Annotated in this window: 25 protein-coding genes; 18 read left to right on the top strand and 7 right to left on the bottom strand. The window is 43.3% G+C overall.

Annotated features, from left to right (window positions below):
* The first annotated feature begins 130 nt into the window (after window positions 1-130).
* A complete protein-coding gene (locus LC20001_RS02390; protein WP_010011817.1) occupies window positions 131-961 on the top strand; it encodes a Cof-type HAD-IIB family hydrolase in 831 nt (276 codons plus the stop codon).
* 16 nt (window positions 962-977) lie between these two features.
* Here LC20001_RS02390 and LC20001_RS14655 read toward each other — a convergent pair whose 3' ends face one another.
* On the bottom strand, window positions 978-1,103 hold the full coding sequence (locus tag LC20001_RS14655; protein ID WP_010011818.1) for a hypothetical protein: 126 nt from the start codon (window positions 1,101-1,103) through the stop codon (window positions 978-980).
* A gap of 143 nt (window positions 1,104-1,246) precedes the next feature.
* Here LC20001_RS14655 and LC20001_RS02400 point away from each other — a divergent pair, with 143 nt between their 5' ends.
* Complete coding sequence (locus tag LC20001_RS02400) at window positions 1,247-1,810, top strand: TIGR01440 family protein (protein WP_056943352.1); 564 nt, start codon at window positions 1,247-1,249, stop codon at window positions 1,808-1,810.
* Between the two features lie 173 nt (window positions 1,811-1,983).
* Here the strand turns inward: LC20001_RS02400 and LC20001_RS02405 are convergent, their stop codons facing one another.
* Window positions 1,984-3,432, bottom strand: coding sequence for a DDE-type integrase/transposase/recombinase (locus tag LC20001_RS02405; protein WP_099267101.1), 1,449 nt, complete (start codon window positions 3,430-3,432; stop codon window positions 1,984-1,986).
* Between the two features lie 175 nt (window positions 3,433-3,607).
* Between LC20001_RS02405 and LC20001_RS02410 the strand changes: the two genes are divergently transcribed.
* The gene (locus tag LC20001_RS02410; protein WP_056943369.1) at window positions 3,608-4,474 is read left to right on the top strand and encodes an SPFH domain-containing protein; all 867 of its coding nucleotides are present in this window, start codon (window positions 3,608-3,610) and stop codon (window positions 4,472-4,474) included.
* A gap of 14 nt (window positions 4,475-4,488) precedes the next feature.
* Here the strand turns inward: LC20001_RS02410 and LC20001_RS02415 are convergent.
* Window positions 4,489-5,264, bottom strand: a protein-coding gene (locus LC20001_RS02415) for an IS5-like element ISLpl3 family transposase (protein ID WP_086989537.1) whose coding sequence is annotated in 2 segments (ribosomal slippage) — window positions 4,489-4,940 and window positions 4,940-5,264 — 777 coding nt in all. Because the reading frame shifts where the segments join, the coding sequence is not laid out codon by codon here.
* A 91-nt stretch (window positions 5,265-5,355) separates the two neighbouring features.
* Complete coding sequence (locus tag LC20001_RS02420) at window positions 5,356-5,715, bottom strand: AP2 domain-containing protein (RefSeq protein ID WP_056943377.1); 360 nt, start codon at window positions 5,713-5,715, stop codon at window positions 5,356-5,358.
* A 338-nt stretch (window positions 5,716-6,053) separates the two neighbouring features.
* Here LC20001_RS02420 and LC20001_RS02425 point away from each other — a divergent pair, with 338 nt between their 5' ends.
* Window positions 6,054-7,376, top strand: a complete 1,323-nt coding sequence (locus tag LC20001_RS02425) for an IS1380 family transposase (RefSeq protein WP_099267102.1) — start codon at window positions 6,054-6,056, stop codon at window positions 7,374-7,376.
* Window positions 7,377-7,691: 315 nt separating this feature from the next.
* A complete protein-coding gene (locus LC20001_RS02430) occupies window positions 7,692-8,318 on the top strand; it encodes a recombinase family protein (RefSeq protein WP_010011865.1) in 627 nt (208 codons plus the stop codon).
* 273 nt (window positions 8,319-8,591) lie between these two features.
* Here the strand turns inward: LC20001_RS02430 and LC20001_RS02435 are convergent, their stop codons facing one another.
* Complete coding sequence (locus LC20001_RS02435) at window positions 8,592-9,128, bottom strand: dihydrofolate reductase family protein (protein ID WP_003677674.1); 537 nt, start codon at window positions 9,126-9,128, stop codon at window positions 8,592-8,594.
* Between the two features lie 394 nt (window positions 9,129-9,522).
* On the opposite strand from LC20001_RS02435, the gene LC20001_RS02440 reads away from it, so the two are divergent.
* The 13 genes from LC20001_RS02440 (at window position 9,523) to LC20001_RS02500 (ending at window position 19,565) form a co-directional block, all read left to right on the top strand.
* Complete coding sequence (locus tag LC20001_RS02440) at window positions 9,523-10,479, top strand: hypothetical protein (RefSeq protein ID WP_010011863.1); 957 nt, start codon at window positions 9,523-9,525, stop codon at window positions 10,477-10,479.
* A gap of 4 nt (window positions 10,480-10,483) precedes the next feature.
* On the top strand, window positions 10,484-11,170 hold the full coding sequence (locus tag LC20001_RS02445) for an NAD-dependent protein deacylase (RefSeq protein WP_010011862.1): 687 nt from the start codon (window positions 10,484-10,486) through the stop codon (window positions 11,168-11,170).
* 65 nt (window positions 11,171-11,235) lie between these two features.
* On the top strand, window positions 11,236-11,523 hold the full coding sequence (locus tag LC20001_RS02450; RefSeq protein WP_010011861.1) for a chorismate mutase: 288 nt from the start codon (window positions 11,236-11,238) through the stop codon (window positions 11,521-11,523).
* A gap of 33 nt (window positions 11,524-11,556) precedes the next feature.
* Window positions 11,557-12,039, top strand: a complete 483-nt coding sequence (locus LC20001_RS02455; RefSeq protein ID WP_010013330.1) for an NUDIX hydrolase — start codon at window positions 11,557-11,559, stop codon at window positions 12,037-12,039.
* Between the two features lie 291 nt (window positions 12,040-12,330).
* The gene (locus tag LC20001_RS02460; protein WP_010011858.1) at window positions 12,331-12,798 is read left to right on the top strand and encodes an Rrf2 family transcriptional regulator; all 468 of its coding nucleotides are present in this window, start codon (window positions 12,331-12,333) and stop codon (window positions 12,796-12,798) included.
* 67 nt (window positions 12,799-12,865) lie between these two features.
* Entirely contained in the window at window positions 12,866-13,189 is a 324-nt protein-coding gene (locus tag LC20001_RS02465) for a hypothetical protein (protein ID WP_010011857.1), read from the top strand.
* 21 nt (window positions 13,190-13,210) lie between these two features.
* On the top strand, window positions 13,211-14,053 hold the full coding sequence (locus LC20001_RS02470; protein ID WP_010011855.1) for a DUF72 domain-containing protein: 843 nt from the start codon (window positions 13,211-13,213) through the stop codon (window positions 14,051-14,053).
* A gap of 18 nt (window positions 14,054-14,071) precedes the next feature.
* Window positions 14,072-14,626 carry a DNA-3-methyladenine glycosylase I gene (locus tag LC20001_RS02475; protein WP_010011853.1) on the top strand — a complete coding sequence of 185 codons (555 nt, stop codon included), beginning with the start codon at window positions 14,072-14,074 and terminating at the stop codon, window positions 14,624-14,626.
* A gap of 111 nt (window positions 14,627-14,737) precedes the next feature.
* Window positions 14,738-16,768: a methionine--tRNA ligase gene (gene metG / locus LC20001_RS02480; RefSeq protein WP_010011852.1), complete on the top strand. Its 2,031-nt coding sequence runs from the start codon at window positions 14,738-14,740 to the stop codon at window positions 16,766-16,768.
* Between the two features lie 206 nt (window positions 16,769-16,974).
* Window positions 16,975-17,748 carry a TatD family hydrolase gene (locus tag LC20001_RS02485; protein ID WP_010011851.1) on the top strand — a complete coding sequence of 258 codons (774 nt, stop codon included), beginning with the start codon at window positions 16,975-16,977 and terminating at the stop codon, window positions 17,746-17,748.
* Complete coding sequence (gene rnmV / locus LC20001_RS02490; protein ID WP_010011848.1) at window positions 17,745-18,317, top strand: ribonuclease M5; 573 nt, start codon at window positions 17,745-17,747, stop codon at window positions 18,315-18,317. Before LC20001_RS02485 ends, rnmV begins: the two co-directional genes overlap by 4 nt.
* Complete coding sequence (gene rsmA / locus LC20001_RS02495; protein WP_010011847.1) at window positions 18,310-19,200, top strand: 16S rRNA (adenine(1518)-N(6)/adenine(1519)-N(6))-dimethyltransferase RsmA; 891 nt, start codon at window positions 18,310-18,312, stop codon at window positions 19,198-19,200. Before rnmV ends, rsmA begins: the two co-directional genes overlap by 8 nt.
* Before the next feature lie 107 nt (window positions 19,201-19,307).
* Window positions 19,308-19,565: a Veg family protein gene (locus tag LC20001_RS02500; RefSeq protein WP_003677658.1), complete on the top strand. Its 258-nt coding sequence runs from the start codon at window positions 19,308-19,310 to the stop codon at window positions 19,563-19,565.
* A gap of 94 nt (window positions 19,566-19,659) precedes the next feature.
* On the opposite strand, the gene LC20001_RS02505 is transcribed toward LC20001_RS02500, so the two are convergent.
* Complete coding sequence (locus LC20001_RS02505) at window positions 19,660-19,917, bottom strand: hypothetical protein (protein ID WP_010011846.1); 258 nt, start codon at window positions 19,915-19,917, stop codon at window positions 19,660-19,662.
* A gap of 131 nt (window positions 19,918-20,048) precedes the next feature.
* The gene (gene citF / locus LC20001_RS02510; RefSeq protein ID WP_010011845.1) at window positions 20,049-21,605 is read right to left on the bottom strand and encodes a citrate lyase subunit alpha; all 1,557 of its coding nucleotides are present in this window, start codon (window positions 21,603-21,605) and stop codon (window positions 20,049-20,051) included.
* Between the last annotated feature and the right edge of the window lie 3 nt (window positions 21,606-21,608).

The following is a 21,608-nucleotide window of genomic DNA, read 5'->3' on the forward strand; positions in this document are numbered from 1 at the left end:
TCAATAATTGTGAAGTAGAGCCATGTTTCTTGCGGTATGTTTTACGCCACAAGAATGGTCATCGCCCGTAACATCAAAAATTTTTGGTACAAAAATTAATCAATAATTGTGAAGTAGAGGAAGTGGCTCGATGATAAAATTAGTGGTAACCGATATGAATGGGACGTTGCTCAATGCAGCGCAGCAGGTGGATCATACACGCCTTGCTCGGCTACTACAGCGTTTGGCGCAACAGCAAGCCTATTTTGCGGTTTGTAGTGGTAACCAGTACCGCCATTTACGTGAAGTGCTGGCGCCGTTGACGGCTGATAATTTAATTTATGTCGCAGAAAATGGCGCCTCGATTTATTGGCAGGATCAGCAAATCTTTGATGGTGCGTTGACGCAACAACAATTGGCGGACTTTTTAGCGGCGTACCAGGCGCAGGTTCCGGCGTTACAACATGCTTATGTTATTTTAACCGGTAATGAGCGTTCATACACTAATCAAGGGGTAGCACCGGATTTGTTAGCTCAAGCAAGTAAGTTTTACGCCAACTTACAGCCAACTGATTTAACTCAAGTTACTGAGCCGATCAAGAAAATTAGTTTGGCTTATCATGGTGGAGTTGCGGCTGAACATGTCACAGCGTTGAATGATTATTTTGCTGGTAAATTAGTTGCCCATGACAGCGGGTATGGTGTAATCGATGTTGTGCGTGGCGATGTTAGCAAGGCAGCGGCGGTGGCGTTTTTACAGCAACGTTGGCAAATTACCTCAGCTGAAGTTGCTGCGTTCGGCGATGGCGCTAATGATATTGAAATGCTGCAAGTCGCTGGTCAAAGTTATGCGATGCAAAATGCTCCTGACTTTGTTAAAGCCGTGGCGCAACAAGTAACTGAACTTGATGCGGAGCACGCAGGTGTTTTAGCCACATTGGAACAATTATTAGCGGTATCAAAAAAGAGTCAGGAACAATAATTGTTCTTGGCTCTTTTTAATGCCCATTGCGGCGCGTGCCGCGCTTATGTGCGCTTAGTTGATTGGCTTGTTTCTTGAACTTTTCCCAAGTTTGATCACGTTGGGTGCTATTAGTGTTGCGATGCTGTTTGGTGTATTTCATTTTATTCACCTCCAAATAATAGTGTGTTCTATTATACCGCAAACTCAGTACGTGTCTAGCCTAACTTGACCGACTGTATACGACCGCGCATAATGTGGACAAATATGTCTTTTGTTAGTGGCCAAATAAAAGGAGGTAAGCGGATGGTTGATCTAACTGAAATTGCAACGCAGATCAAGCAAGGTGCCAGTGAATTATTAGCTGTTGCTCAGCTAAAGGCCGGCGATGTTTTTGTGGTTGGTTGTAGTACGAGTGAAATTCAAGGGGAACACATTGGTCAAGATTCAAGTCGTGAAGTTGGTCGGGTAGTCGTTAAGACGCTGCAAGACTTGTTAGTACCGCGGAGGATTCATTTAGCAGTTCAAGGTTGTGAGCATTTAAATCGTGCTTTGGCAATTGAACGTGCAGTTGCCGAAGCACATAATTGGGAGATTGTTAGTGTCGTACCAGCATTACACGCTGGTGGTGCAACGCAAATGGCAGCATTCGAGAATTTTAAGGATCCAGTGGAAATTGAGCATATTACGGCACAAGCAGGAATGGATATTGGCGATACAGCAATCGGGATGCACGTTAAATTTGTGCAGATTCCTGTACGTACAAGCATTAAAACAGTTGGCGCTGCTCACACAACTTATTTACGCAGTCGACCCAAGTTGATTGGTGGCGAACGGGCGCAATATAAGGTAACGTCAAAAGTTCTATGAAAACCGTGGTTCAGAAGGTGGTGTAGATGCAACTGTAGAAATCGACTTAAGGATTGAGTGGTCTAGTTGGTTAGTTCTGTACGCGCACAGTATTAATCCGGCCAATCGCCCGTTTCGAGGCAACACAAAGTCAGCTTAGACAAGTTTGATTCTAGTCCTAAACTAATGCTTGCTTATGCAGTTGGTAATTGGCTTTGTGCTAGATCAATCAAGGCCAACCATTTATCGTACATGCGCGGTTTATTGTCCAGCTCTGGTAGGTGTACCGGCACCTTATAATCTAGCGCTTCGTGCGGGCGTAAAAAGTTATAAGCCGCTGAATATAAGGCGGTATAACTGGCTGAACCGGTTGGTGAGTTAAAACCAGTGGCCGACCGATAATTGCCCTTAAAACTACGGTTTAAACGCTCAATTGTTTGTTTCAAGAAACGATACTCTTTACTGATTGGATCTTTGTTGGTCAACCCTACTACTTGCTTGATTTTAAAATTGATCCCTTGTTGAGCAAAATAAAGTTGTGCTACTTGATAAATGGGATTGGCGTCGACTACGAACTGTAGGTCGGCTGGACGTTCGGACATCTTCTGTAGGACTTGATTGATGGCAACGACCGCTGATTCAGTTGTGCGGTTGGGCGTTATATAGTCGGCTAGAATTAGCTTTTTAACCGCGTCGTAAAAGTAAAAGATATAGTTCCACTTACCTTTGACCTTGACGTAAGTCTCATCACCAACTAATTGGTTGGAAAGTTCGTAAGGATAGTTAGCCCAGAATGGTCGAATAACGGTCGCTACCGCCTCTTCGTAGTTGTGAATGGTTTGGTGGGAGATCTTAACGCCGTGAACGTCGTACATGATGGCTGCGGTACGACGGGCCGACAGGCCATAGTTAATGTGATAGGTCAGGGCAAGCCCTAAAACCTCAGGGCTGGCTTGGATCTTACTCAAATCGACCTTGGCTTGAACTGGCGAACTAGCCGCTAAGCCTTTGAGATCGAATTTAAAGTTACGGAAAGTGTAGCGTACTTTGAAGCTAGATGGCTGTTCCTTGAATTGTTTGGCTTCAGCTACGGATAACTGCTTGATTTGTTTTAAACGAAATGAACATTGGTCATTAGGACAACGTAACACATCGAAGTTACTACGGTGGTGATGAGCTTCCAATCGATGTTGGCAGTATGGGCAACGAAGTACCACCGCTTTCTTCTTCTGCGCATCACCATTTTGGAAGCTAAAAGCGCAGATCTTACACTTAAGCTGATTACCTTTACCGTTATTAGCGTATAGATAGTCGCTTGGGGCATTACAGCGTGGGCAACGTTGGTTCTGGAACGTGATCACGGTGCCTTGTCGGCGCCGAATTGGTTTTAGATCTTTGCCGGTTTTGGTCATGTAGTCAATGATCAGTTGCTCATAATTAAGTGATTCTGGACCAATATCGGCTGCTAAAATTGGTAATTTATCGTCAACTTGAAATTGATTAAAGCGTTTATAGGTTGGTTTATCGGTGCTGGGCAAGCGCGAATGGTCAAAAATATCAATCAGCTGGGCCAACAAAAAGATGATCAATGCACGTTGGAACTTGATTATTTGGACTAAATAAGTTAATAATGGTGTAAGCACTCGGATCTCCTTCTTTCTTGGAATTCTTGTTGGTTGCACACCAAGGATAACAGAAGAATTGGTCCGGGTGTTTTTTAATTTCACTTAGATAATACAAAACCATTAGAAACAATAATTAAAACTAGACAAAATCGGGTACGTTTGACAGTACCCAATATAAATGGGGGTCAGAAAAATGAATGAGAAAAAAGCGTGGTATATTAATGGTTATCTCGGAATCGTACTCTTGATCATACTGACGTTGGTTGGCGGTGGATTGATTGTTTTGGGTGTTTTTCAACAGATTGTGTTTAGCATTATTATCGGTATACTGCTTTTAGTGGTGGCGCTATTCTTTTTCAGTGCCTTGACGATTATTGCGCCAAATGAAGCACAAGCGCTGACCTTCTTTGGACGTTACATTGGCTCAATAAATGAAAGCGGCTTGTTCATCACTGTGCCACTGACTAACAAACAACCCATTTCACTACGAGTGCGTAATTTTAATAGCGACATTTTAAAGGTCAACGATGAACAAGGTAATCCTGTAGAAATTGCGGCGGTAATTGTTTTCCGTGTAGTTGATACAGCGAAGGCTTTGTTTAACGTTGATCATTACGAGGAGTTTGTACAAATTCAAAGTGAAGCCGCCGTACGCCATGTGGCTAGTCAATACGCTTACGATACTTTTGCGGATGTTGATGCGATCACTTTACGTGGCAATACGACCGAAGTATCACAAAAATTGACCACTGAATTGGAGGAGCGCTTGCAGGTTGCCGGCGTGGAGATCATCGAGACTCGGTTGACACATTTAGCCTACGCTACAGAAATTGCCAGTGCAATGTTACAGCGGCAACAAGCAGCGGCTATTTTAGCGGCACGGAAGATCATTGTTGAAGGGGCCGTTTCTATGACTGAAGATGCGCTGAGTCAATTAGAAGCAAATGACCAGCTCCAGCTTGATGATGAGCGTAAAATGCGGATCGTGAATAATTTGTTAGTTTCAATCATTACCGATCGAGGAACGCAGCCGGTGATCAATACTGGCGAAACCGACTAGGGTCCGTCTGAAAACTACTTAAGTAAGATGCAAATTGAGGCAATGTAGACCGTAGCCAGATAAACATGAGCGAGCTTATCATAACGCGTTGCAATCCTACGAAAGTTCTTCAACTGATTGAAGAAGTTCTCAATCAAATGGCGCTCACAATAAACGTGGTAATCACAGGTCCACTTGTCTTTGGTATTTTCCTTTGGCGGAATGGTATAGACGCCTGCTTTATCTTCAATATACTGGCGAAGTTTCGCGGTGCCATAGGCTTTATCCGCGATAATATTTGATTGAGAAATATCGAAGCCTTCCAGCAACTCACTGGCAACTTGGCTATCATGTACTTGACCACCTGTTAGGCGAAAACCCAAGGGATTCCCTAATCCGTCAACGAGTGCGTGAATCTTGGTCGTTCGGCCACCTCGACTTAGTCCAATAGCTTGATTTTCGACCATACATTCGGCGTTTTTTTTGCCCCAGTGGCCTTTTGATGCGCTCGAACGATCGTTGAATCTAAGCTCAAGTTTTCCATGTCGGGATCGTCAATCAATTCGAGAAAAACCTGTTCGAACAAGCCTGAACTTACCCAGGCTCGGAAGCGACTATACACCGTTTTCCAAGAGCCATAGCGTTCAGGTAGATCACGCCAAGGAGCCCCGCTGCGCATGAGCCAGAGGATAGCGTTGAGGGCGGTACGGTTGTCTAGGCTTGATGGACGGCCAGTCCGGTATGGCGGGAAGTATCCTTTGATTCGGTCCCACTGAGCATCTTCCAGTTCGTATCGTTTAGGTGTTGTCATCGGAATGCCTCGATTCGTTTTTCCTCAGATTATACCTGAATTTTTAGTTTTCAGACAGTCCCTAGTAAGCTATCGGTAAATAGAAATGGACTTAACTGCTAAAGCTAGCGGTTGAGTCCATTTTGCTATTTTGGGGATGTAGATAGGCGGCTTCGGCCTGGCGCCGTGCTGCAACGGCTTCGTCGTAACTTTTAAAGCTTTTCAATAAAACATAATGGTGATTGACCATTAAACGAGCAAACCAACACTGACGTTTCTGATCGAAGGAAACGCCGATCACACCACTTTTGTTGCGCTTACTTTTGACTAATGAATTTAAGAAGATACCATTAGCGTGTATTAAGTTACTTGGGTTGCCGATACGACGCTGAAAGGCTGCATTTTTGCGACTATTTTCGCGACTTGTAGCTTGGCGTAAGCAACCACAACTCCGAGTTTGACCAGAGCGCAACCGATAGCCATCAACGACGATTTGGCGACCACAATCACAATCACAGAGCTACTGAATATTTCCGTTGGCGACTTTTTTGTCCGCACGTGCGATAACCATCAGCCGACCGAAACGTTGACCCAACATTTGTCGCATGTTTCTCAGTCCTTTTTTTTCATATTATGCCGCTAATTATGCTAAACCTGAATTATGCATATCTTTTCCTAAACCTTAACGAGAATGCTGCTACACCATCGTTTTACCTTTGATTGAGGGTTTCACCAAAATGGTGTACCAAAAAAGCACCTTCCGTGTTATTGTTATAGCGACCAAACAATAACGAACACAGGAGATGCCTCATGACTAACTTACACGAAACCCAACTGCGATTCAACCCTAAAATCAAAATTAAGACTGATGATGTTCAACTTTCAAATAACGCAGGCCTGTTGTTTTACGCCGAATTTAAGCACGCAGCTGGTCTTGACCAAACTATTGATCAAGCGGCGGCACAATTAAGCGAAAAACGTATTGGCCCTCATTATTCTAAAACTAGCTTACTCAATCAAATGCTGGAACTGAATATTGCCGGTTACGGCAATGATGTCGCGGCCGACGCGCTACAACACGACCCAGTCATGAAACAGGTCCATGGGACGACTGATTTAGCACCACAACCGACTATTTCTCGTTTTTTAAGTGCGCTAACTTGTGATGATGTTCTGCACTTGAACCGTTTGATTTTAACCTTGGCGCTCGATTATATCAGGACTAACCATATTGACACGGTCATGCTTGATGTTGATTCGACGCATTGTGATACCTTTGGTCATCAAGAAGCTGCTAGTTTCAATGCGCATTATGGGGTTACTGGTTTCCATCCGCTAGTGGCCTATATCGCGCAGCTGAATTTGCTTTTAGGAATCAAGCAACGTCCAGGCAATCAGTACACCAGCACTGGTGTCAAAGAATTCTTAGCCCCGATCTTTGCGGCTTTTTGCGAATTGCCGTTTGATGTTCAGTTGATTTTACGCGGTGATAGTGGTTTTGCGACGCCTGAGCTTTATACGCTCTGCGAATTTTATGATGTAAAATATGTGATCCGCCTGAAGCGAAACGCCGCTTTAGACCAACTAGCTGATGAATTCACACCAGTAGTGCCCAAGCATTTTGATCAGAATTCGGTCATCTATGGTGAATTCAACTACGCGGCCAAGAGCTGGTCGATTGATCGGCGCGTCCTAGTAAAATCGACGCATCAAGTAGGCGAACTATTCTTTGAACGGCAATATGTGGTCACTAATATGACTGAAGCCGGGGTCAAATTATTGTACTTAGCCTATCAAAAGCGTGGGGCCATGGAAAACTTGATCAAAGAAAGTAAAGCCGGCTTTTTTATGGATAAGACGAATAGCCACACCTTTACTGCCAATGCCGCACGGGCAACTATCAGCGGCATTGCCTATAACTTGATTGCCTTGATGAAGTTAATGGCCTTACCAAAAGAGCAGCGCAACACGACCATTAGTACACTACGCTTTCAAATCTTTCACGTTGCTGGAAAACTAGCCCGTCACGCCGGAAAAATAATCATTCATCTGGCGCAAAGCAACGTCTTTAGCCAGCAGATCGAAGCCTTATTAGCTAACATTCACACGTTAAGCCCCTTAGTGACCAACTAAGAAAATAGCGCAGTTACTTTTAAAATTATTGTGTTTGACCAAGGGATTAGTGGCTACTTTTTTGACGCGATCAAGTATGAAAACTAATCAAACTAACTAAATTAAGTCAAACTTGGCTAGTCATGACTAGCCCAAGTCGTGAATATAGAGAAATTACGTAAAACTGATAATTTGGCCAATCAATTTGATGCATATGCATAATTCAGGCTAAATTATTTTATATAAATGTACTTTTCGGGTACACCTTAAAAGGATAGTTAATTCATTACTTCATCTTATGTAATCATGAGCGGTTTTATATTTAGAGGTGAGAAAATGAGGTATGGATATGCGCGCGTCAGCACAAAAGATCAAAATCTAGCTCGACAAATCGCAATCTTGAATGCTTACAATGTAGAAAAAATATTTAATGAAAAAGAGTCTGGTGCTAAGCTGAGACGACCAATTTTCACTAAAGTCTTGACCTTGTTAAAACCGGGGGATGAATTGATCGTTTCTAGCTTAGACCGTTTAAGCCGTGATGCAGACCATTTAACGTTGTTATTACTGGAGATTAATTTAAAAGGTGCCAAACTTTTAGCGCTTGATGTGCCAGATTTTAACGAAGTGAAAAATCAGAATATTCAGCGTTTATTGCGTTCGATGCTATTAGAAGTTAAAAAATTTATGGCCGCTGAAGAGCGGATGCGAATCTTAGAGCGGCAACGACAAGGAATTGAGTTAGCCAAAAAACGAGGTTCTTACCATGGCCGGCCGTTACTTTATGGGCCAAACGTCCCTGATTCTGAACGGCGCAAAACTTACTTTACCATTAAAGAGCTACTAAAAAGCGGTTTATCAATTACAGAAATCCAACGACAAACAGGTAAAAGTCGTAACTTAATTCGCCGGATCAAAAACGAATGTGATTGCGACGAACAAACCGGTCCATTGAATATCTAATTTTTAAATATTTTAATTATAATAATGACTTTATTTAGTGGGGTATACTTATAATTTGGTCGAATGATTTGAATTTAGAAATAAACAATTAATAGTTGTCTGGTTTTATGATTTGTTGTACTTTTAAGGTGTACCCAAAAAGGACAGTCACTCCAGAAATCACGGCGGTACTAAACATTATAAGTAGAAAAACAAGTATCGTAAAATCAGGACAGCATAAAAGGATCCGCGGAAAACAATTATTGTTTCCGCGGATCCTTTTATGTCGGGTGCTTAATGCTGATCGACCGCGTAAGTTAATTCAACTAGGCGACCGATTTTTTTAGTTGTGATCAAGTTTAATGGGACATCCTTTAAATTCGTATTCAGTAACGGGGTGCCACTGCCAAGTAAGACTGGGGCTATCGAAATGATCAATTTATCGATCTCATGTGCTTTTAGCAGTTCGGCAAATAAATCGGGACCACCAACCAACCAAATGTCGCCGCCTTTTTCTTGCTTTAATTGGCGAACGAATTCGACGACGTCGCCAGCAACAACGGTGGCGCGATCTTCGGTGTCGTGCATTGTGGTTGAGAAAACAAAACTTTGTTTGTCGCTATAGGGATAACTACCAGCGCGCTGTGTCGCTCGCGTATAGGTTTTGCGACCCATGATCACCGTTTCAACCCGGCTGTAGAAATTTTGAAAGGCGCTGTCAGCTTCAGTGGTGTTCAATTGTTGTAGCCAAGTCATGCTGCCGTCGCTTTCAGCGATATAACCGTCGAGACTTTGGATCAAGTATAAAAGAACATTGCGTGTTTCTGCCATAAATTTCACCCCGTTAATTTTCTTTTACTGCTAATATCGGCAATATAAAAACTAATTAAATAGTTCGAATGCACCGATACTTGAAGATAAGTTAAGTATATCACGAAAGCGCTTTGATTAATATATTCAGCGTTATGCGGGTTTAGTATTGAATTATGAAGTAAGCAAATTTTCGGCTACGTCAAAATGCGATAAATCATAAAGAGACGCTTAGTTCACAAGTGGGGGTCGCTTTGCTAGAATAGATACAGGCACATGTTTCTTACGGCACATGCTTTACCGCAAGAATGATCGTAATTTTAAATAAAATAAAAAGTAACAGTTAATATGATGAGCAGGGCTACACCGATTTGGACAGTAATTACACTAATGATGAAGTGAAGGGACGCGCAACATGACAGAAAAATTTGCACCAGCAGTGATGAATTTACTTGATGAAACACAGCAATTAAGCGGTCGAAGAATTCAGGTTGAATTAGGCACAAAACAGGTCGGTTATATTCGTCATGGTCAGTCACGACAGATTGATAATGACGATGGTAGTCTAACCATCGCGGTGACGGATACGACCAATGTTGATTATACGGTCAGCCATGAATTATTGCATTTATTGCTAATGCAGCGCGGCTACCCGCAGATCCGCTTTAACTTGACTACCGGTGAGGAAATGCTGGATCGCCAACTGTGGGCAACGGCAATTGAACTCTATAATGTCGTTAGCCATGTAGTGATCGGTGCCGAGCAACAGCAATTAGGGTTGGTTGATGCTCAGGTGCAAGAACAATATTTAGCCGGCATCTTAGCGGAAGTGCCAGCAGAAGAAAAGGCAGATCGCCTAGTCGTTTTTCGTACCTTGGCTTTATTGGATACCTTAGTTTTTTATCAAGGGGCAACCACTGCGTTTGCGCAAAAATTTGAGCAACGCTATCCTGCGGCTTATCATGGTGCTCAGTCCTTATATCAAGTGATTGCAGCTAAAACGATCGATTCACCATTTAGTTTTCGCCGCGCAGTTGTGAACTTGTTTGCGGCCTTTGATCCTTGGCTTGCTAGTGTTGGTTTGGCAACGACTAACCACAATCAATTGATCACGTTGGATGGCGTCTTTTCTGAACGGCAACAACGTTTAGAAGTACGCCAAGTTTTTGAAATTTTGCATTCAGAGCTAACTGTACGTGAAGGCGGTGGCTCAGCCTATATCGGTTTAGGTAAAAACGACCACCAGAATACCTTTGTGATCACAGCACCAACTGATCAGGATAAAAGTGCCGCCTTTTTCAAGCAAATTTATGGCGAGTCAGTGCAAACGTTTATGCAACAGCAGCAGATTCCATTTATGGAAAGGAAATGAGTTGATGCTAGATCTACAAGCAACGATCAAAGCAGCTAAATTTGTCATGTTTCTTACCGGCGCTGGGGTTTCAACGCCATCAGGTATTCCAGATTATCGCTCCAAAAATGGGCTCTACGCTAATCAGCAATCACCTGAATATTTGCTGAGTACAGAAAACCTACAGCAGCATCCGGCCGATTTTTATCAGTTTGTTAAGGAAAATATGTATTATCCCCAAGCAAAACCGAATGTGATCCACGAAAAGATGGCGGCGATCAGTAACGAAAAAGGCGCGATCGTGACCCAAAATGTAGATGGCTTGCACAAAGCGGCTGGGGCAAAACATGTGGTAGAATTTCACGGCAATTTATATCATATCTATTGTCAAAAATGTCATCAAAACTTCGGTTATCAACAGTATTTAACCAGTGATCGCCATGCCGCTGATGGTGGTATTTTACGTCCAGATATTGTGCTGTACGGTGAGGCTTTGCCGGAACAAGCAATCAGTCAAGCCGTGGCAGCAGTAAATCAAGCGGACTTGATCATTATCTGCGGCACATCATTTCGGGTGGCACCATTTTCATTGTTGGTCAATTACGCCCAGCCTAATGCTCGTGTGATTGCAATTAATGAAGAAAAGTTGGAGCTACCGTTTCCGTTTGAAATGGTCCAAGCTAATGCGGTTGATGTTTTTCAGCAACTCTAACCTTGTTTTGCAGTAGTAAATTGCTTAAAATTATAATTAAATAAATTTTAGATGGAGCGTGTGAAATGTTAGAAGCAGAACGCCAAGAAATCAATGAAATCGATGCCCAATTAACCGCCTTATTTGAAAAGCGGTTAGCAGTGGCACATAAAATCGCAACGGTGAAGTATGAGAATAAAATTCCGCTAACTAATGTTTTGCGCGAACAAGAAGTGATCAGTCAACAAACAGCGGCTTTAGCCGACCCAACCCTGGCTCCTTATCTGACTGACTGGTATCGCAGCACGATGTTGATTGCAAAACAATACCAAGCCCACGTGATCAAAGGGCTGCAAAACGGTAAGTCGGTCTAAGCTATGGTAAACTTTAGATAGAAAGAGTTGTGAATGATGGCTTACAAATACACGCTTGCGTTGTTGCATTATCAGGATCAATTGTTAGTGTTGAATCGGCGCAAGCCACCTTATCCTGGTCAGTGGAATGGAATTGGTGGTAAATTAGAAATAGGTGAGACACCAGTAGCAGCGGCCCAGCGGGAAATCTTTGAGGAAACTGGTATCGCTAATGATGCTTATCAAATGAAAGCAGCTGGTGTGATCGATTGGTTTATTGCTGGTCAGTACGTTGACAGTATTTATTTATATGTTGCTGAATTGCAGCAAATCGATTTAGATGCTTATCCACAACAAATGCGCGAAGGTGTGCTTAACTTTTTCCCAGTAACGTGGCTGACTCAAACCGCTAATTTGGGCATTGTTCCTGATTTTAAACGGTTGATCGCACCTGTATTGGCGGGTAAACAGCAGCGCTACATCACTAATTTTGTTGATGAACAGCTGGTTGATTTTTGGGTGAAGCCGTTAGATTAGTGTGCATTTTCAATACATTCTGGCCTACGTTTCAAAGTTGATTTTTACCGCTAATTTAGCATAAACGTGGTTGAAAAAGTCTTTGGCAACACTGCTTAGCAAGTATCCAATTTGATGCGTGTTCGCTAGACGGAGCTTGCTTTCCAATGTCGATTGAACTAGGCAAAATCCGCCAAGTTCTAGTCGCAGATTATGGCGTGTCACTACGCTAGTCATATTGTCTAGTTAGATTGCACGCTATAATCTGGGCGCTTTTTCAACTCACTTAAAAAATAGAAGGGGAGCGTTGGTATGCGTCTGGATTTTTCAGTTGCTGCGCATAGTTTACTTTATTTAGAACAGAAAAAACCGCGCCTGGTGTCCAGCCGTGAACTGGCTGCTTCCATGACTACTAATCCTGTCATGATCCGCAATATTTTATCTGTGTTGCATAAACAGCATTATATTCGTGGCGTGGTGGGAAAAAATGGTGGTTATCAGCTGGATCGTGAGCTTGCACAGATCAATATTGGTGATTTATATGATTTAACGATTCCACCGACCTTGAGTTATGCGCGGTTTACGACGGGTAATACTGGTGCGGTTGGTGAGGGCAATGATATTAGCCGTAATATTGAAGAAACGTTGACTGATTTATTTACCCTAGCTGATGAAGGGTACCGTGCTTTTTATCATCAGTTTACGATGGCTGACTTAAAACGTGATATTGAACAGCATGGCTATTTCAAATCAATTGCACAGGCGCCCTTTAGTAAGTGATATTCTAGGTGGCGATTAGATAAGATAATGTGTAGAAGGTAAAGGTTAGTTAGTGGGGAGGCGGCATATGGTCCGCGAGGATTTGGTGTTAGCACTACAATTGATCACACAACGGATGCGTAACGTGAGACGGATTCAATTTGTTGTTGACTTTTTATTTGCTTATGTCTTGTTACGGGTAGCGTTCAGTGGGTTGCAGCTGACGATCTTCGCAGTATCCTTTACACGCGGGCGTGCGATGGCAGTGGCTTTTCTACTTGCATTGATCGCGGTGGCACTTAACTATATTCGACGCAATTACCGGCATAATGGGCAACGCGTGGTATCGGCACTAGGTCAGCGTTTAAGTCAGCAGGAACTATGGCTGGTGCAGCAATTTCAACGTTATTGAATTTGTGAATGGAGGGAAACTATGATCACACTGGCATTAACTACTTGGAGTGAACACGGCAGTTTGCTGCATGAAGGTCGTGAACGTAAATTAACTTTACCTGAGTATAGTCAATTTTTACCTTGTGTTGAGTTAGACACCCCATTTTATGGTATCCCGCGGCTAAGTTCTTTTGCAAAATGGGCCGAAGAGACACCGGAACAATTTCAATTTATTGTTAAAGCAAATCAGATCATGACGCGGCATCGCGGTCCGGAGACTGCCGGGGCTTTAAGCGAGCGAGAGGTATTTGACCACTTTAAACAAAATAGTGCACCATTGGTAGCTGCTGGTAAATTAAAAACGATCTTGTTTCAATTTCCACCGTTTTTTGGTGTGACCAAAGAAAATATCAATTACTTGAAAAAAGTACGCGATTATTTAGGCGACTTACCGGCGGCAGTCGAATTTCGTAATCAAGTCTGGTATCAAGAAGCTTACCGGCAGCAGATGCTTGATTTACTGCGCAAGTTGAATTTCAGCCATGTGATCGTTGACGAACCGCAAACACCGACGGGCAGTGCACCGTATTTTCCGGTGGCAACTAATCAGTTGGCTGTTTTTCGCTTGCACGGGCGTAATTTTGCCGGTTGGGCCAACCAAGGTAAGGACTGGCGCAGTCAGCGTACATTATGGCGTTATAGCCGTAATGAATTGCAGAGCTTTATTCCGGACATTCAACGTTTGACTCAGGAAGCCAAAGAAGTCTGTGTGATCTTTAACAACAACTCCGGCGGGGATGCGGCTGATAATGCAGTGATGTTACAGCAAATGTTGCATCTGGAATTTACTGGTCTAGCGCCGCAACAGATGGATCTATTTTAGTGAGGAGACGGCGGTAGCATGGCAGATAAACAACGGTGTAGCTGGGCCAATTCTAGTCCAGCGATGCAAGCGTATCATGATAACGAATGGGGACGACCAACGTATGACGATCATGAATTGTTTGAGCGGCTATGCATGGAAACTTATCAAGCTGGTTTGAGCTGGGCGACTGTACTAAATAAACGGGCGGCCTTCCATCGTGATTTCCATAATTATCGAATTGAAGCCGTGGCAGCGATGACTACAACCGAGATCGACGCGGCAATGCAAGATGCTGCGATTATTCGTAATCGGCGTAAGTTGGAAGCCACCGTCAATAATGCCCAGGCCTTTTTAAGAATAGTTACTGAATTTGGTAGCTTTGCTACGTATTTTTGGACGTTTGTCGGCGCACCGCAGCAAAATACTTGGACGGATTATCGTGATGCACCGGCACAGACACCGACATCAGCGGCCTTAGCCAAAGATTTAAAAAAACGTGGCTTCAAATTTTTAGGCCCAGTGGCGGCTTATGCATTTATGCAAAGTGTTGGGGCAGTCAATGATCACGAAATAAATTGCGCTTGGCGCTGAAACGCGAACTGAATTTAGTTTTCGCGTTTTTTATTACCACCAAAACGCCCAACTACGTTCTTTTATGCTATAATTTTGGTAACTATCTACACAAAAGCGAGGAATATAAATATGGCAGCAGACACTAAACCGACTTTCTATATTACATCACCAATTTATTATCCATCTGGCCGTTTACATATCGGTAATTCATACACGACAATCGCCTGTGACGTTTTAGCCCGCTACAAACGCTTATCCGGCTATGATGTGTTTTATTTGACCGGAACTGATGAACACGGTTTGAAAATTGAACAAAAAGCCGAAGAAATGGGGATCACACCGCAAGAATACGTGGACAACATGGCGGCTGATGTTAAAAAATTATGGCAATTATTGGAGATCTCCAACGATAAGTTTATCCGGACAACAGATGATTATCACGTTAAGGCTGTCCAAAACATTGTTGACCGTTTGATCAAGCAAGGCGATGTTTATTTAGGTGAATATGAAGGTTGGTATTCAGTTTCTGATGAAGAATACTTTACTGAATCGCAATTAGCTGAAGTTTACCGGGATGATAACGGTAAGGTGATCGGCGGCAAAGCACCAAGTGGTCACGAAGTTTCTTTGGTCAAGGAAGAATCTTACTTCTTCAAAATGAGCAAATACGCTGACCGTTTAGTTAAGTATTATGATGAACATCCTGATTTCATCCAACCAGCGTCCCGGAAAAACGAAATGTTGAAAAACTTTATCGAACCTGGTTTGGAAGATTTAGCAATGTCACGGACAACCTTTAACTGGGGCGTTCCCGTCAAAGGTAACGACAAACACGTAGTTTACGTGTGGGTCGATGCGTTGCTCAACTATATCACTGCACTTGGGTACGGCACGCCAGATGATACGTTGTTCAAACGTTATTGGCCAGCTGATGTTCAGTTAGTTGGTAAAGAAATCGTTCGTTTCCATACGATTTATTGGCCAATTATCTTGATGGCGTTGGATATTCCGCTGCCTAAGAAAGTCTTCGGTCATGGCTGGCTGTTGATGAAAGATGGCAAGATGTCTAAATCTAAGGGTAATGTGGTTTATCCAGAAATGTTAGTTGAACGCTACGGCCTTGATGCGTTGCGCTATTATTTGATGCGCGCAATCCCATTCGGTAACGACGGGGTCTTCACGCCAGAAGACTTTGTTTCACGGATCAATTATGATTTAGCTAACGATTTAGGGAATTTGTTGAATCGGACGATCGCGATGATCAATAAATATAATGGTGGTGTTGTACCAGCGGCGTCAGCTAACGTAACGGCAGTCGATGCTGATTTGAAGGCTGTTGCAGCTGAAACTTTGGCTAAATATGAAGCGTTAATGGATGATTTACACTTCTCTGACGCCTTGGATGAAGTTTGGCGCTTGATCAGTCGGGCGAACAAATACATTGATGAAACTGAACCATGGCGTTTGGCTAAGGATGAAACTAAGAAAGCCGAATTGGCCAGTGTATTGGGTCATTTAGCTGAAAGCTTACGTTTGGTTGCCTTATTATTACAACCAGTAATGACCCACGCACCAAAACAGATCTTTGCACAATTAGGTCTTGATTTTGATGATCAGGCAAACCAAGAATTTAGTTTTGGTCATTTTCCAGCTGATACCAAAGTAATTGCTAAAGGAACACCGATCTTCCCACGTTTAGACATGGATGAAGAAGTGAAATACATCCAAGAACAAATGAAGATGACCGTTGGCACTAACAAAAAAGAACAAGAAAAAGCTGACGCACCAACAGGCTGGAATCCTGAAGAGACTGAACTAGCGATGACGAAAAAAGCCATCAAGTTCGACGACTTCGATAAAACCGAATTGAAGGTTGCGGTGATCAAGCATGTACAAAAAGTCGCTGGTGCAGATAAGTTACTGCAATTCCGTTTGGATGCTGGCGATGGCGAAGATCGGCAAATTCTTTCTGGTATCGCTGAATTCTACCCGAACTTCAGTGAATTGACGGGCAAGCACGTGATTATTGTCGCTAATTTGAAACCACGGAAAATGCGTGGCCAGATCAGCCAAGGGATGCTACTTTCTTCTGAAAAAGACGGTAAGATCACCTTATTAACTGTCGATGAATCAATTCCAGCTGGCGCATTAGTCGGCTAAAGTTGTGCGAGTGTGTTGAAAACGCGCCTAGCTATACGTAATAAGCTGCTGTTTCAACCACGTTTCAACTATATTGTCTGAAAAAAGCAAAAAAAGGGCCGCGACAATTACTTACGTCACAGCCCTTTATTTTTTGAAAGTGTTTGAAAAGGGTGTTCAGATCAGAAAGCGTGATTGCGACACTTTTTTATACTTTGGAGGTAATTATGCAAATTTTTGATTCCCATACGCATTTAAATGATGAACCGTTTGCGGGGCAAGAAGCGGCGTATATACAGCATGCTCGTGAACTAGGGGTTACAAAAATGGCCATCGTCGGTTCAGATGCTAATTTAAATCAAGGAGCGCTGGACTTGGCTGCGCGTTTTGATAATCTGTACGCGATCGTTGGCTGGCATCCCGAATACGCTATGGATTATACGCAGCAGGTCGCTGATAAATTGCGCCAGCAGTTACAGCAGCCAAAAGTGATTGCGGTCGGTGAAATCGGCTTGGATTATCATTGGGATAGTGAACACCATACTCAGCAACAAAAAATTTTCCGCGAACAAATTGAGTTGGCACACGAGCTACATTTGCCGATCTCAGTGCATACTCGGGACGCGCTAGCCGATACCTACGAAATCTTAAAAGATGCTCACATCGACGAATATGGCGGTGTGATGCATAGTTTTAACGGTAGCGTTGAGTGGATGAACAAGTTTTTAGATTTAGGGATGATGATCTCGTTTAGTGGGGTGGTCAGCTTTAAAAATGCGCCATTAGTTCACGCAGCTGCAAAAGCTGTACCTGCTGACCGGATGATGGTGGAAACGGATGCGCCGTATCTGACGCCAACACCGTACCGGGGCAAGCAAAACGAACCTGGCTACACACGCTATGTAGTCGAAGCAATTGCTAAGTTACGCAATGAATCAGTTGAAACAATTGCGGCGCAAACTTATGCTAATACCACTAACTTTTTTAAGGTGACACCATGACAGAAAAAATAAAAGAAGTGATCGTGGTCGAAGGCCGTGATGATACGCGCCGCTTACAAGATGTGGTCAATGCGGATACGATTGAAACTAATGGCTCAGAAATTAGTGACGAAACGCTGGCTGAGATTGCGTTAGCACAAGAAAAGCGGGGCGTGATCGTTTTGACCGACCCTGATTTTCCTGGCGAACAGGTGCGCAAGATTATTACCCGTGCAGTTCCTGGCGTTAAACATGCCTTCTTGCGCTCTGGCCAAGCACAACCAGCCGATCATCACAGCAGTTTAGGGGTTGAACATGCTAGTAACAAAGCTATTTTAGCCGCACTAGCCAAGCTGTATACCCCAATGCCAGAAGCACCGGCAGTGATTTCCCGACAACAATTACAACAAGCACGACTAACTGCGGGTGCCAATGCCCGTGCGCGGCGCCAACGGCTTGGCGATATTTTGCACATTGGTTACACCAATAGCAAGCAACTTTACAAACGCCTGCAACTATTTCAAATTTCCACCGCTGATTTTACAGCTGCGGTGGCGCAATTAGATAGAGAGGAACAACTTAATGACTGAAGAACAAAAACCGATCGGTAGTCGCGAGCGCACCAGGGAAATTTTGGCGGCGTACGGCTTAACGTTTAAGAAAAGTCTAGGCCAAAACTTCTTAACGGAACCCACAATTTTACGCCAAATTGCTAGCGCGGCTGAATTAACTACAGCTGATGATGTGCTGGAAATCGGTCCTGGTATTGGTAGCTTGACCGAGCAACTCGCACAAAATGCCCATCAGGTACTAGCCTTAGAAATTGATCAACGCTTGTTACCGATTCTAGCTGATACATTAGCACCTTATGATAACGTGACTGTGCTGAATCAAGACGTGCTAAAAAGTGACCTGGCAACGTTGATCCGTGAACATTTTGACGGCCAACATAAAGTTAAAGTGGTCGCTAATTTGCCCTATTACATCACAACACCAATTTTGTTGCGGTTACTGGAAAGTGGCGTTGCCTTTGATCAAATCGTCGTCATGATGCAAAAAGAAGTTGCTGAACGTTTAGCAGCCGCTCCTGGCAGTAAAGCGTACGGTTCACTATCCGTGGCGGTCCAGTACCAAATGACCGTTAAATTGGCATTTATCGTACCGAAGACGGTTTTTGTACCGCAACCAAACGTGGACTCAGCCATCGTATCACTCACGCGCCACGTGACGCCACCAGCAGTCGCTACTGACGAGAAAGTGTTTGCCCGCTTAGTCCGTGGCAGCTTTGCCCAACGCCGCAAAAGCTTGTGGAATAATTTAACAGCATTGTACGGCAAAGATGCAACCACAAAAGCCGCACTGACTGAAGTTTTAGCAGCCGAAAAAATTGATCCTGGCATCCGTGGCGAACGACTGAGCGTAACCGATTTCGTCCGCTTGGCTAACGCAATTAGCGACCACGCCAAACTTTAATGTTTTTCGCTAAGCTTTTTGTTGCGCTGAATAAAAGCTTGTGGTATAATTGCAAATTCTGCTGATTCGTGATATACTAGTGGTTATCTTAAGAAGAGGTGAAGCAGATGCCAATTACACTAGCGAGCATTAAAGCAAATCTCGATAGTAAAGTCGGAAAGAAAATGATGGTCGTTGCGCAGGCAGGACGGAAGAAAGTTACTAGACGCAAAGGAATTTTGCACGAAACGTATCCTTCCGTTTTCGTTGTCGACTTAGATCAAGACGAAAATGCTTTCGAGCGCGTTTCCTATAGCTATGCCGATCTACTCACAAAAACCATTAAAATTGAATTTGATGATGACAAGCAAACTGCTGCATCCTAAAAAGAATTTTGACTCAGGGCTGAATAAGTTCTGAGTTTTTTTAGTGGCTTGAATTAAGAATAAAATAAAAAAGCCTAGTAACAGGCTTTTTAGCTTACCAGTCACCAAACTTCTCGTTTGCCATTTGGGCAAGTAGCGCTTGATATTTTTCTTTGTCGCCGTTGGAACCGCTACCAAATTCTTGCGTTTCAAGCTGATCAAATCGTTCAGCGAGGTAATACGCGGTCAAATACAAAGTTAATTTCCGCTTAACGATTGCTTCAGGGTCGAGGTCATCAGAGACTTGATGAGAATTGATCACTAATTCTGCGAATTTGTGCGGATCAAGCTGTAATTCATTATTTTGGGCCATATGACGCCTCCTCATATTACTGAATCTTATAATAAAACCATGTTCATTTTACCATATAAACATCGCGTCATCAGTCAAAAACATTTAAAGAACAATCTTCGGCTAATACAATTTTTTCGAAGATAGGTGTATTAAAGTTTTAGCGGCTTTACTTGTTTCACAACATCCAATAACGTACCATCACGAGCTTCAACTACGGCAACGATTTTATCTGCCCATTCAAGTTTGTCAGGAGTACCGACTAAGTTGTAGGCTTTTTCTTTTAGCGCTTCAATGGTTACGTGTGGAATGCCGGCAACATCAAGATTCTTGATCAAATCAGGGCGCAATGGATTAACTGCAATACCGTAATCGGTGACTAATACGTCTACACAATCGCCGGGAGTGGTAACCGTGACTACAGAATCACAGACTGTGGCCATCCGACCACGAGTCAATGGGGTGACGATGATACAACATTTACTACCAGCGGCCGTATCGGGATGTCCACCTGGTGCACCACGTAAAATGCCATCAGAACCAGTAATGACATTGACGTTAAAATTAGTATCGATCTCAAGCGCGGCCAGGACAACAAAATCAAGCTTGTTAGCATAGGAACCTTTATTGGCCGGATTTGCATATTCGTTTAAATCGATTTCGTGATGATTAGGATTGTTAAAGATATGCGTGCTTGCACCCTGATCGAAATCCTGTGTATCTAAAATATGGTCGACTAATCCTTTATCTTGAAGTTTACAAATTGCGCTGCTAGTACCGCCTAATGCAAAACTCATTTTGATGTTCTTAGCAATCATTTTGGCTTCTAAGAATCTATTTACGGCAAGTGAGGGACCGCCAACACCAGTCTGAAAAGAAAAGCCATCCTTGAAGTAGGGGGTTGCGGCGATAACATCAGTTACGTTCTGAGCCATCATCAATTCGCGCGGATTGTCAGTGATGCGGGCTTCCTTTGTGGCAATTTTGGTTGGATCACCAATATTATCGATCACGCAGACACAGTCAACATCGGCCGCCGCAATTGAAGAAGGCAGGTTTGGAAAGGTGGCCAATGTGTCAGTAATAATAACCGTATGGTCGGCATAATGAGCATCTTGAATGCCAAAACCCATAGAACCGCAATTGTTTTTTCCACCAACACATTTAGCGTTACCAAATTCATCTGACGTTGAAGCGGCCAAAAAAGCAATATCAATGTGAACATCGCCTAATTCAACTGCGCGGGCCCGGCCACCATGACTGCGAATAATCGCTGGTTTAGCTAATTTACCTGCAGAAATAACTTCGCCTATTTTACCCCGGACACCGGAAGTTTGAACCCCGGTGATTTTGCCTGCTTCAATATAGTCGGCAATTATTTCTTGTGCATTACCTAATGAAGTTGCGGCAACGGTAATATTCTTTAACCCCATTTCCTCAACTAAAACTTTGGCCACTAAGCTGGCAACGTAATCACCATCTCTAAACTCAGTGTGAAAGGAAAAGGTCATTCCATCATGGGCACCGCATGCGACACACGCTTCACGAATAGAGGCCATTAACTTAGTTGTGCGTGGTTTGATCATGACTTTAGTTGTTGGCGCGTCGTGTTTAACATACTTGCCATCCATATAGTGTTTACCCTGATAAATCTCTTGACCATTTACTAACAGTTCAGCCGGAATTTCTCTATTTACAGCATTTAACATACT

Origin of the sequence: Loigolactobacillus coryniformis subsp. coryniformis KCTC 3167 = DSM 20001 (assembly GCF_002706425.1) — a bacterium.
In the GTDB taxonomy this organism is placed as follows: Bacteria; Bacillota; Bacilli; order Lactobacillales; family Lactobacillaceae; genus Loigolactobacillus; species Loigolactobacillus coryniformis.